The sequence below is a fragment of the Leptospira saintgironsiae genome (assembly GCF_002811765.1).
GTDB classification, from domain to species: domain Bacteria; phylum Spirochaetota; class Leptospiria; order Leptospirales; family Leptospiraceae; genus Leptospira_B; species Leptospira_B saintgironsiae.
Genome location: NZ_NPDR01000003.1, coordinates 124451 through 139769 on the forward strand (window position 1 = coordinate 124451; position 15319 = coordinate 139769).

Genomic DNA, 15319 nt, shown 5'->3' on the forward strand with positions numbered 1-15319 from the left:
CTCCCCCAAAAAAAAAGAAAGGAGAGGCCGAAACTTCGACCCCTCCCAAGGAAAGGATTGCCTTATAGGGAGGCGGAGACCATGAGATAAAAGAACTTAGAAGTATCGTCGAACGTGTATCTATTATCAGGATTAGAAGCAAATGGATTTGTTCTTTCATTCCCGATTGCTTCTTTAGCTTTCACGACGGAAATTCCCATCCAGATAGAAACTGAATCAGTGTAATTATAGATCCAAGTAAAATCGTACTGATAGAATAATCTTCTGCCTAATCTAGAATTGTCATAAGAGAACTTATCATTCGAATAATTTTCGGTGCTTGCTCCAGTATTCGGGACTCCTGAAACCTTATACCAAGCATCTTGTAAATTTGCTTTCTGAGTATCGTAAAACGCGAATATAAACATTCCATATTCTGTTTTGAGATTTGCTCTGATAGAATAAGACTTTATATTCTCAAATCCTGCCATTAGAGCCTGGCCATTCATTGTATTCCAGTTTGGAAAAGAGCCGGCAATCTGCGGAAATAAACTCTGCCAAGTCCCTACCTTAGAATCGGATCTATTCGGATCTCCTGATGCATATGTATAACCTAAACCTAATCGGATCCAATCATTTACTTTGATCCCAGTATCCAAGGAGAGAAGTCTTGTATCATACTGAACCTTCTCCGTATAAATATTTTTACCGTTAGCTGCTTTTTGGTCTAAGATATCCCAATCCGCTTTTACTCTGTCCCCAGTCATTCCTGACTGCCATGCAGATTCAATCGTCCAATCCCAGATCTTTCCGGCAGGTAGAAGGTTATTGTTCGTTCTGTTGGTGAATCTAAAACCAGTGGTCAATAGATCGTCTCTTTGTTTCAGACGATTATCGAAATCTGTAGGATTTGTATTGGGGATCCATTTTTTAGAAACTTCGAACATATATACATCTAAGTGAGCTTCTTCTCCAAACTTGATCGTATTATAAGCACCGAAAAAGTAAGCCTGGTCTATAGAACCCTTAGATCTTCCATTACTCGTAGTCAAACCATAAGGAGCATCATATTGGTTGGATAAGATTGTTCCAAATACATGAGACCTAAACCATTGTGAATCGTGAACGAATCTAACTCCATCGAATGCAAAACCTGTATGAAGCCAATTTAATGGACCTACAATTTTCAGATCCCCGAAAGCAAATACTTGTCTACCTACAAAAACGGAAACAGGAAGTTTATCAGTTTTTTTGAATACGATATAGGCTTCCCTAATATCAGTATTGTTTCTTATATTAGTATTGGTAGAAGTAGCCGGAGTCAAAGTGGTCCCAGCACCCGTGCTAAGCCCGTATGTCCAGTTGCCAGCATTCTGTGGAGTTTGACTTCCTCCCCAGAGTCTGCTATCTTGCATAGTAACTTTGATCGCATAATAGGGAGAAGGATCGAATAAAAACCAGAGCTGAGTGTTTTGTCCTACAAAAGAACTATAATCATCTGTCTTCTTATTAAAGTCAGGATTCTCTCTTGCCTCGAATCTAGGACGGAGAGAAACTCCTAATTTTAAATTATCCAACCAGAATAGATCCGACTTTTGTGTATCCTTCATCTGCTCCGGAGTAACTAAAAGAGTTCTGAGATGATCTACAGGAATATTTCCCTTCCATGGAGAATTATACTTAGGCTCTTGCTTCTTAGTTTTCGGATCAGTGCCTTCTGTCTTATTCGTATCGGAAGAAGGGGGCAGTGGGTTTTGGATTGTTTCCTTTGTATTTTTATTCGGGTCCTCCTCCGAATACGCGGAAATACTAATAACAATAGTTATTAAGAGAAGTATAAAATTAAACATTGGTTTCGAGATTGTATTCATCCAGGAGTAGCCCACAGTAAAAGTATCTTTGTGAAACTTTTAGCAATTACTGTGCCAATATGGTAAAAATATATGATTGTTAAGTGAATTGGTGTATTAAAGTGATTTGCTGAGATTTAGATCGTGTGTAGTATTTTCTGTACGTTTTAAATATATACGTAATGTATAAATTAGATGCGTTTTCTAGGAAAATTCTTTCTGTAGTATCTTCGACTGTCTTTTGGAGAGGTAATTTAACGCTTAATATTGCTATTTTTTAAAAAATTACATAGTTGGCATGAGTTTTGCTTTTTAGGTGATGATGTCTATATTCAGTTTTTTGCGGAAATTGAATCCGTAATGTTCTATCAACTCCAGTTCAAGTTCGTTATTGAAACGAATTATACTCTTGGTGGTTTCTTCTAATGAAACTAGTAAGGGACCTTTTCTTCCCTCTTGGATTTCTTTTTGTAGATTCCAAAAGTATTTACTGTTTTGGAGAGATTTTTTCTTATCCGTTTGTTTACTTTCAAAAACTCTTTTGTAGATCGAAACTAACTCACTCGGAGTTTTTACATTTATATCTACTTTTTTTAATTCGTAAGAAAAGTCGGGATCGTTTCCGTTTTCGGAAGCCAGTTTTGTTTTTGAGATCACAGAAGGGAGAAGTTTAGAAATGTCTTCGTAAATCGGAAATGCCGCAAAAATCCAATTCACTAGATTTAAGCAGGAAAGTTTTGCTGGAGATCTTTTGTATTCCGCCCAGACTTCTTCTAAGAAGTCCGCTTGGGAATAGAAAAAAAACAAAATTTCATGCTCGTTCTTCTCTTTCATTTTTTGGGTTCGAGCCTGAGCGACCCGTTGTATCCAAGGGATACTTTTTCTTTATATGCAGGATAAATGCCAGATCTAAAAAAGAAAGGCAATTCGTTTCTAATCGCATCGAATCCTGATTCCAACGTATATTCTGCGCTTCTTGGCTGGAGAAGGCAGGGGATCTTGGGGATGACGATTTTGTCGAAGATACTACATTGCAGAGATTCTATACAAACTGCCTCGGAACTGAGGCTGGAAGGGACTTCTCCCACTGAAAGCAGATTCAGAAAGCCTCAATTTGACCCGTTTTCTAAATAATCCATGCTCTGGCGTGATAATTGCATGAATATAGGTATGCAAAACCCGGAAACTTTTCAGACCACCTGTCCGTACTGCGGGGTGGGTTGTGGCCTGAAGGTGGAAAAATCCGGGCCATTGGAAATTTCCGTAAGCGGGGATCCGGATCATTCTACGAATAGAGGGATACTTTGTTCAAAGGGGATGAATTTGCATTATTCCGTCATGGACAGGTCAGACAGACTTTTGTTCCCAATGATGAGAGAAGATCGTTTCGCTCCCTTAAAAAAAACAAGCTGGGACAAGGCTCTCGATTTCGCTGCAGAAAAATTTAAAAGTTTTATTAAGGAGTTCGGTCCCGATTCCGTTGGCTTTTATGTTTCTGGGCAACTTCTAACGGAAGAATATTATATTATAAATAAGTTAACTAAGGGTTTTTTAGGAACAAATAATATAGACACAAACTCCAGGCTTTGTATGAGCTCCGCCGTTACGGGATACAAGATGGCGTTCGGAGAAGATGCTGTTCCCGTAGGTTACGACGATTTGGATCTTGCAGACTGTTTTTTAGTTGCTGGTGCAAATCCAGCCTGGTGCCATCCGATTGTATTCAGAAGGATTGAAGCTAGGAAAAAAGAAAATCCGAATATCAAGTTGATCGTGATCGATCCTCGCAGAACTGAATCCTGCGAGCATGCGGATATTCATCTGCAGATAGATCCTGGAACTGATATTTATTTATTTCATGCAATTGCAAGAATTTTAATAGAGAAGGATTGGATAGATCCAAAGTTTATTCAGGATCACACAGAAGGATTCGAAGAATTAAAAACAAAAGTTTTTGAAATTTCTGTTTTGAAAGCAGCAGAAATCTGTGGGATTTCTTCTGAACTCATATATAAAACTGCAGAGTATATCTCTAAAGCAAATGGTTTTATCAGTTTATGGGCAATGGGTTTGAATCAAAGTGTTGTTGGGGTAAATAAAAATTTAGCTCTCATCAATCTTTCTCTTCTTACTGGGCATATTGGAAAGCCTGGGTCCGGTCCATTCTCCTTAACAGGTCAATCCAATGCGATGGGGGGAAGAGAAGTTGGCGGACTTTGTAATCTTCTTCCTGCTCATAGAGATTTGGAAAATCCTGAACACAGAAAAGAAGTCGCGAAATTTTGGGGAGTCGATTCGATTTCGGAGACTCCAGGTTATAGCGCGACTGAAATTTTTGAAAAGCTTGCTTCAGGAAGAATGAAGGCTATTTGGATTATTTGTACAAATCCTGCAGTGAGTCTTCCAGATGTGAGATCGGCTGAGTCTGGACTTCGTTTGGCTGAGTTTGTAGTTGTTCAGGATATTTCTGCGGACTCAAGTGTGATCCCTTTTGCAGATCTTGTTTTACCTGCTGCAGGTTGGGCGGAGAAGAAGGGCACGATGACAAGCTCCGATCGGAGTATTTCTGTTCTTCCAAAAATTTTGGAGCCTCCTGGAGAGGCTAGGGCCGATTCTTGGATCATTCAAGATTTTGCAAAACGAATGGGATTTGGTCCTTCCTTCCATTACTCAGATGAAGAAGAAATATTTCTGGAACATTGCAGATTAACCGAAGGGACCAAGATTGATATATTAGGTTTAGATTATGAAGAAATTCGTAAACATAGAGCTGTAAGATGGCCTTATCCTCAAAAAGGACATTTGGATAATATACGATTATTCGGTGACGGTAAATTTTATAGAAAGAATGAGAAGGCAAAGATCCATTCTGTAAGATCAGAAGATGATTCGGAAAAACCGGACGAGGATTTTCCTTTGGTGCTTACCACAGGTAGGATCAGAGATCAATGGCATACTATGACTCGTACCGGTAAGGTCAAAAAATTAAGAGAACATAGGCCTGAACCTTTTTTAGAGATCCATCCGGATGATGCCTATAAATATGATATCAAAGATGGAATGGTGGTAACCATTTCGAGTAAAAGAGGATCTGTTCGCGCAAAAGCACTTCTGACTGAATCAATCAAACGAGGTGTTGTGTTCCTGCCAATGCATTGGGGAAGAAAGAATGGGACGGATATATTCAGATCTAATAATCTTACAAGTTCTGCTTCCGATCCTTTTTCAAAACAACCTGGTTTTAAAATTTCAGCTGTTCGTATCACTCAATATAAAAAAGCTAAAGAGAAAATACTCATAGTAGGTGGAGGAACTGCAGCTTATGCATTTTTAAAACAATATAGAGACCTTGCTCCCGGTGATGATATCACTGTAATGTGTAGAGAAGAAAATCCATTTTATAATCGAGTCCTTCTTCCTGATTATATTGGAGGGGAGAAGGAATTTGACGATCTGATGCCTACTGATCCAGACGAGGTCAAAGACTGGAATTTGGATCTTTTCCCAAATAAATCAGTCCAAATGATCTATACGGAAGGGAAGAAGGTCCGTGATACGGAAGGAACATTATATTCTTATAATAAACTTGTACTTGCTATGGGAAGTTCTCCCGTTTGGCCTAATAAGGTTCCTCCTGAAATGCAGGGAGTGTTTAGTTTAAGAAGTAAAGCTGATGCTGATCGTATAAAAGGGTTTTTTGTTCCTAAATCTCATGCTTTAATTGTGGGTGGAGGACTTTTAGGATTAGAACTCGCTGCCGCTTTAAAAGGTGTTGGCGTACAAGTGACTGTTCTTGTTCGATCGGATCGTTTGATGTCCCAAAAATTAGATGCGGTTGGGGCAGAAATCTTAAAAGAAGAAATTCTCTCAAGAGGAATAGAGCTAATATTCGAATGCGAAATTTCTAAAATAGAAGGAACAGAAAGAGTCTCTAAAGTCCAGCTAACAAATGGAAATTTTATAGAACCGGACGGGATCATCTTTGCAATTGGGACCAAACCGAATTTCGAGATAGCTGTAAAAGGTGGATTGGATTGTAATAGCGGAGTAGTAGTGGATTCTTTTTTAAGATCTAGTGATCCCGATGTATACTGCATCGGGGAAATTGCAGAACATAAAACTGGAACATATGGAAATATTTCTGCAGTAGATGACCAGGCTAAAATTGCAGCACAGCATTTATTTGGTTATGCGTTTAACGAATACACTGGTTCATTACATGCTCATATCTTAAAAATTCCTGGATTGGAATTGGCGACCATCCGTCTTCCTGATGTTCCGATGGAAATTCCTCAGGACAAAAGAGGGGAATTTGAAGAGATCATATTCTTAGATCGTAAAAAACGTTTTTATAAAAAATGTATTATCCGAAACGATAGATTGGTTGCTGCGATATTAATAGGAGACAAATCTTCTTTTAGTAGAATGAAAGATTGGGTTTCTTCCGGGATTGAGCTCGGAGATCGCAGGAAACATTTGCTGAATGATGGAGAGATGATGAAACCTCTCCAAGGAAAGGTTGTCTGTTCCTGCAATGGAGTAGGAGAGGGTAATATTAGAGAAGCCATCCAGGATGGTGAAAGAACCCTAGATGCTATCGGAAGAAGAACCGGAGCAGGAACAGGATGTGGAAGCTGCCGTTTGGAAGTAACTACAATCCTGAAAAGTATGCTAAAAGAAGCCTAAGAGTTTTTTAGTCTAATTTAAATTTAGAGGCCGCTAATAAAGCCTCTGCTCGGACCTTGTTTCCATTTTTATAATGTAATTTACTTAAATGTTCCAGGTTTTTGGAATGGGTCGGATCTCTCATAAGGAGAACTTCTCCGAAATCAATCGCCTTTTCGTAATTTCCAAGTCTTGCAAGCGCATAAGAAACCCAGAGATAGACAGAGCTATCATCCGGATATTTTTCCAAATACTTTTGTCCTTCTGAACCAACGTAGATATAATCTTTCTCTTCTATTGCGTTTCTGAGAGCTTTTCTACGATTTGATTTTTCAGAGATTGCATCCGGAACTTGTTGGTTTTGAAAAGGATCGTCCAAAATATCCGCAACGGATGTCATCTCTTCCTTATAAGAAATTCTTACAAGACTCAAATCGTCTATGATATCTCCCCTGGATTGGATCAGGGATTCTATTTGTAGAAGTTCAGCTTTCGCCTCTTCTACATCTCTTAAGAACGCTCTTTCGTCTTCATTGATGATATGATTTCCGTCTTCGTTGATCCCAAGTTGAACATCGTCTCTTCCGTCTGAGCCAATTAAGATTACGTCATTTGGTTTGAGCTGGAGTGTTTGGACTACGAATACCTCTTCTGGATCTTCTACTCCTACTTTTCTTAACATTCCATTCTCGGATAAGAAGTCAGCTCTCCCGTCTCTATACATCACTACTTGGGGATGTTCTGCGTTTACGAAATACATTAATCCTGATTCTTCGTCTACGATTCCAACTACCATGGAGATCAACATTCTTCCATCAAAGGAAACGAATACACTTTTCAGTTCATGGTAACATCTTTTGAGCCAATGTTCCGGGAAAAGTTCCTGCATCTCTACAGTATTCTGGGTTCTTGTGACTATGGTTTTAAAAATGGTTCCCATGATGAGAGCTCCACCGGCCCCCTGCATAGATTTACCCATTGCATCCCCATTAAAGAAAACTAATACAGGTCGTCCTTTTAATTTTAGGGAATATACTGCGCATAAGTCTCCGCCCAATTCACCTTGCCAATTTCTGAATTGGAATCTTTTTTTCTGACGGCAAAGTATTTCGGCCCTCACTATATCGCTATGCCCATAGTTTCCGGCTAATGGTTGCATTAATTGGGAAGTTAAGAAATAATCCCCGTCCTGTTGGTGTTTGAGTTCTTTGATCTCGGTCAGACTTTTTTGAAGGTCATTTGTCCTTTGGCGGACCTTCTCCTCGAGACTGGCATTTAACTCTTCTACCTCATTGTGAACACGAACGAAACGATTTGCTAATATGAACGCTATTCCCAATATAAATGCTAAGAATGTGAATGGCATGATAAGTGCGGAATTGATTAGCCTATTTGTCACCGCATAGTCATGTAATCCGCCGAGCGCAATCAATGCAACTCCGCCTAAGAGTAATCTTGCGTCAGAATTCCCTTTCCAGGCGGATCTTCCCGTAATGAATGAAATATATGGAAGAACAAAAACTACTGTGAGTCCTGCAATAATCGTGAGTAATAGATCTCTAATATACTGATTTACGAATATATCTAAAAGACCTACAAATCCGTAGAGCGCCGCAGAATATACTGCAAATTTAGGATGTTTTCCTTGGAAGAATCTTGCAATAAACAAGAGAAGGCTTCCTATAAACATCATCAAGGAGAACTGATCCACCTTGGACTGTAATTGCCTATGCGACCCGAAAAGTATCTCAGCAGTGGAATTATTAGTAAGATGGAATATAGAGAAAAATATAGCGAAGAATCCAAAATATAAATTGAATATATCACTCGGTCTTCTGATCGCTAAAAGAAGGTGATAAAGTCCGACACTGATATAAACTGCCGCAAGTAAGAACGCAACGCTCAGTTCTAATCCAAATTTTTTAAAAATGGATTCTGAAAGTCCTAATGAAACTTTAGGTCCACTCCAATGGAAAGGTTTTCCCGGGATTGTGCAGATCTTTGCATATATATAATTTTCTCCGCCAGGGCGAAATACTGCAGCAGGTAATACGGATACGATCCTTCCATCCTGTCCGGAAAGATAAGGATCTCTTCTTCCTGTTTTTCCGATAAGACCTAATTTGGAAGTTTCGTTTAGATAAAATTCTGCAAAGTCTGAACTATGGCCAGAGTCGATTGCAACCGAAGTCTGCTGATTCATCCAAGCGCGGGCCTTCTCCGGTAGCGCATGACGTATTGAAATACATCCATCATAATTTTGATAAACATCATCCGAACTAAAATCAAATGGGACAGTGATCTTAGTTCCTTTTTTGAAATTAGGATTTGTATTATTGTCGGAGACAAATTCCCATTCTCCATTCAAGGATAGAATAGAATCTTCCGCGATCCAAGAGGCTCTCTCACAATTACCAAGGAGAAAAACTAGGCAGAATATAAGAAGTTTTTGTGAGACAAATCTGTGTAAATTAGATGGAATGAGAAATTTCAGTTTGGTCATTACGATTCTTGTAAAAAGTCAGCTGCAGGGTATAATACCCCGATTTATTGGCAAGAGCTAAATCCTAAGACGTAGCATGATTGTAATTTTCGACCCGGAAAGGTCGGAAAATTATTGAAAACCGCAAATAACTTAACGTGTAAATCTTTCGGTGAGTAATTCGACTCTTTTGCGTAAAACTTTCGTTTTTGGAAGGTCCGCAGAAAGTCCTTCTAAAGCCAGGAAGAACACTTTAGCGCTTTCTTTGTCTCCTAATATCTGTTCTGTGAATTTGATAATTTGGCGCTCATATTTTTGAGTACTCTTTGGAGATAATTTAGAACAGGTTTCATAAAACTCTGAGGTCTTAGGCTTTCCTTCTATTTTTGCCCAAGGTTCTATTAGTATCAGTTCACAAACCCGCAGAAGTTTTTGTTTGGGAGAAATATTCTGGCTTAAAACCTTCTCCGCTTCTTCGTAACTTCCCTCTAAAGTATAATCGAAAATCCCTTCGTAAAGATCCTCTTTACTTTTAAATTTTAAATATAGAAGAGGCCGAGATAAATTCGCCTGCTTAGCGATATCATCCATAGAGGTTTTGGAATACCCGAATTGAAGAAAACAATATAAGGCGGCATCTAAAATTTCCTTTTTTCTCTCCTCGTCCACTAGGTTTGCCTTTCGAGTCATAAGATTATTTGACAAATTTATAAAAAAATGTCAACTTTATCTGGATTCCCAGGTCTGAAAAATTGACAAATTAGATTTAAATTGTCAAAATGTAAGAATATCATCTATCCGAGACCCGAGTAGATCCATTCTTAAAGAGGAAATAGTAAAAATGAAGAAGGTTCACAGTTCTCGAAAATGGCTCTTCCCAGTCCTGGTCTTAGTTTTGGGAGCGTCGTTTTTTTATACCTGCCAAGCTCTGGGTAAAAAGGCAGAAGGAGAAAGGCTGATCAGAATGCAGAGTTCTCCACAATGGAAAGAAGGACAATTTGTAAATCCTCAACCTTTGATTAACGATTTCTGGATGGCATTAGGTAGTATGTTCCGACAAAGCGCGGATGTAAGCCCTAAGGATCCCGTTCCTGTTGTTTATGTGGAAAAATCAAGATTTTCTAAATTACCAGAGTCTGGTTTAAGGGTTACTTGGTTTGGACATTCTTCTACTTTGATAGAATTAGATGGAGTTAGGATTTTGACTGATCCTGTTTGGTCTGATAGAACTTCTCCTTCTTCCTGGATCGGTCCTAAAAGATGGTATCCACCTTTGATTTCTTTGGAAGATCTTCCTGAAATCGATTTAGTATTAATTTCTCATGATCATTATGATCATATGGATTTGGGAACCATTTCTAAATTGAAAGATAGAAACATATTATTTGTAGTTCCACTTGGACTCGGAGCAAATCTTTCTTATTGGGGAGTTCCTACTGAAAAAATTATAGAGATGGATTGGTGGGAAACTAAGAAGATCAAAAATTTGGAAATAGTAAGCACTCCTGCAAGACATGCATCCGGTAGATATCTTTTGGATAATGATGAAAAACTTTGGTCCAGTTATGCTCTACTTGGACCTAAACATAGAATTTATTTTTCAGGAGATACAGGTTTATTCCCTAAGATGAAAGAGATAGGAGAAAAATACGGACCTTTTGATCTAACTATGATAGAAACAGGTCAGTATAACCAAGCTTGGCCAGACTGGCATATTGGGCCGGAACAAGCGGTGATTGCTCATACACAACTCAAAGGTAAGGTTCTTCTTCCTATTCATTGGGGATTATTTGCTCTTGCTTCCCATGGATGGACAGAACCAATCGAAAGAGTTTTAGAAAAATCTAAAGAACTCGGGGTAACTGTGATCACTCCTAAACCAGGAGAAAGTGCAGAACCGGGTTTACAAAAAGATTATATTGTTTGGTGGCCTAAACTTCCTTTTAATTCCGCCAAAGAAGATCCAATTCTTTCCAGCCAACTGGAAGAAAATACAGCGAGTGCGAGGTAGTCATATGAAATTAAGAGTAATTATCACAGGTTCCACTGGAATGGTGGGAGAAGGTGTTCTGCTAGAATGTTTAGAAGATCCGAATGTAGAAAAGATACTTCTTTTAAATAGAAAACCTTATGGTATTTCTCATCCAAAGGTGGAGGAAGTCCTACATTCTGATTTTTCAGATATTTCCCTGGTTAAGGATAAATTAAAAGGATATAATGCCTGCTTTTTCTGCTCAGGAGTTTCTTCCATAGGATTAAGTGAAGAAGAATTTTTTAAACTCACTCATACGTTAACTCTGCATGTGGCGAGCACTTTGGCTTCTTTAAATCCTAATATGGTTTTTTCTTATATTTCGGGCGCAGGAACAGATAGTACTGAAAAAGGAAAAACAATGTGGGCGAGGGTAAAAGGTAAAACGGAAAATGATCTATTAAAACTTCCTTTTGAGAAGGTATATAATTTCCGTCCAGGATATATGCATCCAACTCCAGGAGCGAAAAATACTTTGTCTGCTTATAAGTATATTGGTTGGAGTTTTCCGATCCTAAGAACAATTTTCCCAAAACGTGTTTCTACTTTGAAACAGCTTGCTGTTGCAATGATCCATGCTAGCGAAAATGGTTATAGTAAGAATACTATAGAAGTACAGGATATTCTGGAGTTATCCAAATCCTAAGGCCTTTTCAGTTTTTACTTGCAATTTTCCTGAAAATCTTCGGACTTCAAATGGATGTCTAAGTCGGCCGAGAAAGTCCCTTTGATCCATTTGTCTGAAATTTCGGAGAATGTTAGGGATAAAATATTCTATGCAGGTAGGTTGGAAAACCTACCTCCTAGTTTTTCAGAATACGATAGTTCTCATAGACATTCCTACTTTGCTGTTTTCTATTTTTCAGAAGGAAAAGGAACTCATAAGATCGATTTCCAGAATTTTGAAATAGAAAAGAATTCGATCTTCTTCTTAAAACCTGGACAGGTGCATTCTTGGAAATTTCATAAAAAGCCAAAAGGATTCGCCTTAAAGATCAGCCCTGAATTCTTTCTAGAGCAAAATGAAAAGAATTCTGAACTTAGAAATTATCCTTTTTTTGGTTACGAACCAGGTTTATCCAAGATCGTATTAAGAAATCTTACTAAATTGAAAGCAGACTTTGGCAGATTGGTAGCCGAATTTGAAGAAGGTTCTGAACCTAAGGTTCTATTTTTACTAAGCCAATTGATCTTATTGCAAATTAAAAAAGAATACGATACTTCTTCCGAATTATTTATAAAAAAAAATCGACCTGTTTCTGAATTCCAAAGTTTATTAGAAAAATATTTTTTGAAAGAAAGAGGAACTTCTTTTTATTCCAGAAGATTGGGGCTTGCTCCAAATACTTTAAATCGACTTTGTCAGAATATCTTGGGAAAATCTGCAAAGTCTGTCATACATGATAGAGTTTTACTGGAATGCAAAAGATTATTGATACATTCCGATCTGAATATCACTCAAATCTGTTTTGAATTGGGATTTTTGGATAATGCGTATTTCAGTAGATATTTCAAAAAACTGACAGGTCTTACACCTGAACAATTCAGAGAGTCTGGACGAAAAACACAATAAAATACATCTTTCGTCCATTTACTTTCCTTAAACAATTTCTTATTCTTCTTTATGGGTTTTAGGATCCATATTAGGAGATTTTAATGTTAGAAAGGTTTTTTGCGACCGATTCAAATTTACTTTTTACGGTAGCTAGATTGGTTTTAGGGATTGTAATGCTACCTCATGGAGCTCAAAAATTATTGGGATGGTTTGGAGGACATGGTTGGAGTTCCACTCTTGGTTTTTTTTCTTCTCAAGGAATTCCTACAATCATCGGTGTTCTTGTGATCTTGGCAGAATCTTTTGGAGCCTTAGGTTTAATTTTAGGATTTTGTACTAAATTATCCGCTTTCGGAATTGGTATCACAATGCTCGGTGCTGCGATCTTCCAGAGACAAAATGGATTTTTTATGAATTGGTTTGGGAACCAAGGTGGAGAAGGTTATGAATACCATGTTTTAGCCATGGGACTTGCGTTTATTCTGGCATTCTCAGGAGGAGGCGCTTATTCCTTGGATGGTATTTTATCTGAAAAATTGAAATAGTAAAAACCGAGGGTTATTTTTTAATTTAAAAATAACCCTCGTTCTTCGGTGAGATTTCCGAAAGCCACTGGGTTATAAGGAATTTCTCAAGGTCTATGGAAAGCGAAGTTAGAATGAAAAAAGTTTTGGATAATATGCCTATCCTTTTCTTTTCCTTGGATGAGAACCTTAGGCCTGTTTCCTGGAATTATGAATGTGAAAGAGTTTTAGGATTTTCTTCTGAAGAAATTCTGAACGATAAAACATTCTCCTTTAAAAATCTCATCCAAGTGAAAGGAGAAGGGGAACCTTCTGGATTCAATCCTGAACTTTTAAACTCTGATTTTAAAAACTGGGAGTTAGATCTACTCTCTAAAGAAGGAAAGTCCAAGTTAGTCTCTCTTTCCAATATTTCTTCTGAATTTCCTCTTTTTGGTTCTACAAATTGGTTTGTGGGTGTAGATATCACAAGGACAAAGGAGATAGAAAGGGAATTAACAAGTTCTTTAAAAGAACTTTCTGATTTTCAAACTGCACTTAATGCTGTGTCCATTGTTGCGATCACTGATAAAGCTGGAACGATCATTTATGTGAACCAGAACTTCTGCGATATCAGCGGGTATTCTAGAGACGAACTTTTAGGTCATAATCATCGTATCATCAATTCGGGCTATCATCCTAAGGAATTTTTTACAGATCTTTGGAAGACAATCGCCAAAGGAAAAATTTGGCAAGGTGAAATTAAGAACAAGGCAAAAGACGGAAGGTATTATTGGGTGGATACAACCATCTCTCCTATCCTGGACAGAAATGGAAAGCCTTACCAATATCTTGCAATCCGAAACGATATCACAGAAAGAAAAGAAACAGAAGAGAAGGCAAGGCACGCAGAGAATAATCTGAAAATCCTGCAAGATAGGATGAGCCCTCATTTTCTTTTTAATACATTGAGTATTATCCATTCTTATTTACAAACAAATCCTGGGCTTGCGGATTCTGCGATACTAATGCTTGCAGATAATTATAGATTTCTAATGGACCAGGCGAATCAACAGCTTGTTCCTTTCGATATAGAATGGGAATTTATGGAAAATTATCTCCAACTTCTAAAACTTAGGTTTTCCGACTTCTTGGAGGTGGAATCTGAAAAATTGGGAAATTTTAAACAATGCCAGATACCTCCTTTAACTTTACAACCTCTTGTGGAAAATTCATATATCCATGGTTTAAGAGATAAGAAAGGAAAAGGAAAAATTATCGTAAAAGCTTCTATACAAGATGGAAAAACTCTGGTGACCATACGTGATAATGGAAAAGGATTAAGTGATGCAAATATTCATTCCAGAAGTATCGCAAACATCTCTGAACGTCTGAAATTTTATCTTTACGATTCCGAAGTGAAAATTGAAAATCATCCAGAGGGTGGCGCGATCGTCACGATCGGTTTTAAATCCGCGAAAAATTAGTACGATGACAGAATGGAAAACATTAATTGTCGAGGACGAGGCGCCTACTAGGGAGCTACTCGTAAATTATTGTTTAGCTCGTCCTGAATTAAAATTAGTAAAAGTCGCAAAAGATGGAGAAGAGGCTTTAGAATATCTCCAGAATGAAGAGTTTCATCTTGCATTTTTGGACATCAATCTTCCCATTCTTTCCGGTTTAGATATTTTAGAAAGACTGGAAAATCCACCTTATATTATTTTTATTACTGCTTTAAGAGATAAAGCAATTGAGGCTTTCGAATTCGGCGTCATTGATTATCTACTCAAACCATTTTCTAAAGAAAGATTTTTTAAGGCAGTGGATCGTGCCCTGGAAATTTTAGGGAATGAAGCTGACAAACCTTCCAAGAATGTTTTTAACGAACATGGGCTTTTTATTTTAGAAAAGGAAAATCATTTTCTTATTCCTTATGGAGAGATCATTTATATTTCTTCCAGAGATAATTTCAGTGTGGTCCATACTGAAAAAAGACAGTATGTTACTTACAAATCCTTAAAAAGTCTGGAGCAAAAGCTTCCACCAAGTAAGTTTCTTCGAATCTACAAACAATATATAATTAACCTGGAAAAGTTGTCTCATTTGCAAAGTGATAATATGGGGAATTATTCAGTTCATTTGAAGGACGAGGATGAAACACAACTTCCTGTAGGAAGAAAATATATCTCCAAAATTAAAGAACTTCTTTAATTTCCCCCTGTGATTTTGCCGTTTAATAACGGATTTCCC

At 37.8% G+C, this 15319-nt stretch carries 11 protein-coding genes; 7 read left to right on the top strand and 4 right to left on the bottom strand.

Annotation, left to right across the window (positions count from 1 at the left end):
- Positions 1–62 precede the first annotated feature (62 nt).
- Complete coding sequence (locus tag CH362_RS08180) at positions 63–1850, bottom strand: alginate export family protein (RefSeq protein WP_208859560.1); 1788 nt, start codon at positions 1848–1850, stop codon at positions 63–65.
- 291 nt (positions 1851–2141) lie between these two features.
- Positions 2142–2663 carry a hypothetical protein gene (locus CH362_RS08185; RefSeq protein ID WP_100709879.1) on the bottom strand — a complete coding sequence of 174 codons (522 nt, stop codon included), beginning with the start codon at positions 2661–2663 and terminating at the stop codon, positions 2142–2144.
- Between the two features lie 336 nt (positions 2664–2999).
- On the opposite strand from CH362_RS08185, the gene CH362_RS08195 reads away from it, so the two are divergent.
- On the top strand, positions 3000–6515 hold the full coding sequence (locus CH362_RS08195) for a nitrate reductase (protein ID WP_208859561.1): 3516 nt from the start codon (positions 3000–3002) through the stop codon (positions 6513–6515).
- A gap of 7 nt (positions 6516–6522) precedes the next feature.
- On the opposite strand, the gene CH362_RS08200 is transcribed toward CH362_RS08195, so the two are convergent.
- Together CH362_RS08200 and CH362_RS08205 are read right to left on the bottom strand one after the other, a co-directional pair.
- Positions 6523–8997, bottom strand: coding sequence for a SpoIIE family protein phosphatase (locus CH362_RS08200; protein ID WP_100709881.1), 2475 nt, complete (start codon positions 8995–8997; stop codon positions 6523–6525).
- Positions 8998–9129: 132 nt separating this feature from the next.
- Positions 9130–9666, bottom strand: coding sequence for a TetR/AcrR family transcriptional regulator (locus CH362_RS08205; RefSeq protein ID WP_100709882.1), 537 nt, complete (start codon positions 9664–9666; stop codon positions 9130–9132).
- Positions 9667–9817: 151 nt separating this feature from the next.
- Here CH362_RS08205 and CH362_RS08210 point away from each other — a divergent pair, with 151 nt between their 5' ends.
- The 6 genes from CH362_RS08210 (at position 9818) to CH362_RS08235 (ending at position 15280) form a co-directional block, all read left to right on the top strand.
- On the top strand, positions 9818–10987 hold the full coding sequence (locus CH362_RS08210) for an MBL fold metallo-hydrolase (RefSeq protein WP_100709883.1): 1170 nt from the start codon (positions 9818–9820) through the stop codon (positions 10985–10987).
- A 4-nt stretch (positions 10988–10991) separates the two neighbouring features.
- Positions 10992–11654, top strand: a complete 663-nt coding sequence (locus tag CH362_RS08215) for an NAD-dependent epimerase/dehydratase family protein (protein WP_100709884.1) — start codon at positions 10992–10994, stop codon at positions 11652–11654.
- A 54-nt stretch (positions 11655–11708) separates the two neighbouring features.
- Positions 11709–12581, top strand: coding sequence for an AraC family transcriptional regulator (locus CH362_RS08220; RefSeq protein WP_100709885.1), 873 nt, complete (start codon positions 11709–11711; stop codon positions 12579–12581).
- 83 nt (positions 12582–12664) lie between these two features.
- Positions 12665–13108, top strand: coding sequence for a DoxX family protein (locus CH362_RS08225; protein WP_100709886.1), 444 nt, complete (start codon positions 12665–12667; stop codon positions 13106–13108).
- A gap of 95 nt (positions 13109–13203) precedes the next feature.
- Entirely contained in the window at positions 13204–14553 is a 1350-nt protein-coding gene (locus tag CH362_RS08230) for a PAS domain S-box protein (RefSeq protein ID WP_100709887.1), read from the top strand.
- A 4-nt stretch (positions 14554–14557) separates the two neighbouring features.
- Positions 14558–15280: a LytR/AlgR family response regulator transcription factor gene (locus tag CH362_RS08235; protein WP_100709888.1), complete on the top strand. Its 723-nt coding sequence runs from the start codon at positions 14558–14560 to the stop codon at positions 15278–15280.
- The last annotated feature ends 39 nt before the right edge of the window (positions 15281–15319 follow it).

Coding starts and splice junctions, on each gene's coding strand:
- CH362_RS08180 (WP_208859560.1), bottom strand. CDS start 1,850: ATGAATACAATCTCGAAACCAATGTTTAATTTTATACTTCTCTTAATA.
- CH362_RS08185 (WP_100709879.1), bottom strand. CDS start 2,663: ATGAAAGAGAAGAACGAGCATGAAATTTTGTTTTTTTTCTATTCCCAA.
- CH362_RS08195 (WP_208859561.1), top strand. CDS start 3,000: ATGCAAAACCCGGAAACTTTTCAGACCACCTGTCCGTACTGCGGGGTG.
- CH362_RS08200 (WP_100709881.1), bottom strand. CDS start 8,997: ATGACCAAACTGAAATTTCTCATTCCATCTAATTTACACAGATTTGTC.
- CH362_RS08205 (WP_100709882.1), bottom strand. CDS start 9,666: ATGACTCGAAAGGCAAACCTAGTGGACGAGGAGAGAAAAAAGGAAATT.
- CH362_RS08210 (WP_100709883.1), top strand. CDS start 9,818: ATGAAGAAGGTTCACAGTTCTCGAAAATGGCTCTTCCCAGTCCTGGTC.
- CH362_RS08215 (WP_100709884.1), top strand. CDS start 10,992: ATGAAATTAAGAGTAATTATCACAGGTTCCACTGGAATGGTGGGAGAA.
- CH362_RS08220 (WP_100709885.1), top strand. CDS start 11,709: ATGTCTAAGTCGGCCGAGAAAGTCCCTTTGATCCATTTGTCTGAAATT.
- CH362_RS08225 (WP_100709886.1), top strand. CDS start 12,665: ATGTTAGAAAGGTTTTTTGCGACCGATTCAAATTTACTTTTTACGGTA.
- CH362_RS08230 (WP_100709887.1), top strand. CDS start 13,204: ATGGAAAGCGAAGTTAGAATGAAAAAAGTTTTGGATAATATGCCTATC.
- CH362_RS08235 (WP_100709888.1), top strand. CDS start 14,558: ATGACAGAATGGAAAACATTAATTGTCGAGGACGAGGCGCCTACTAGG.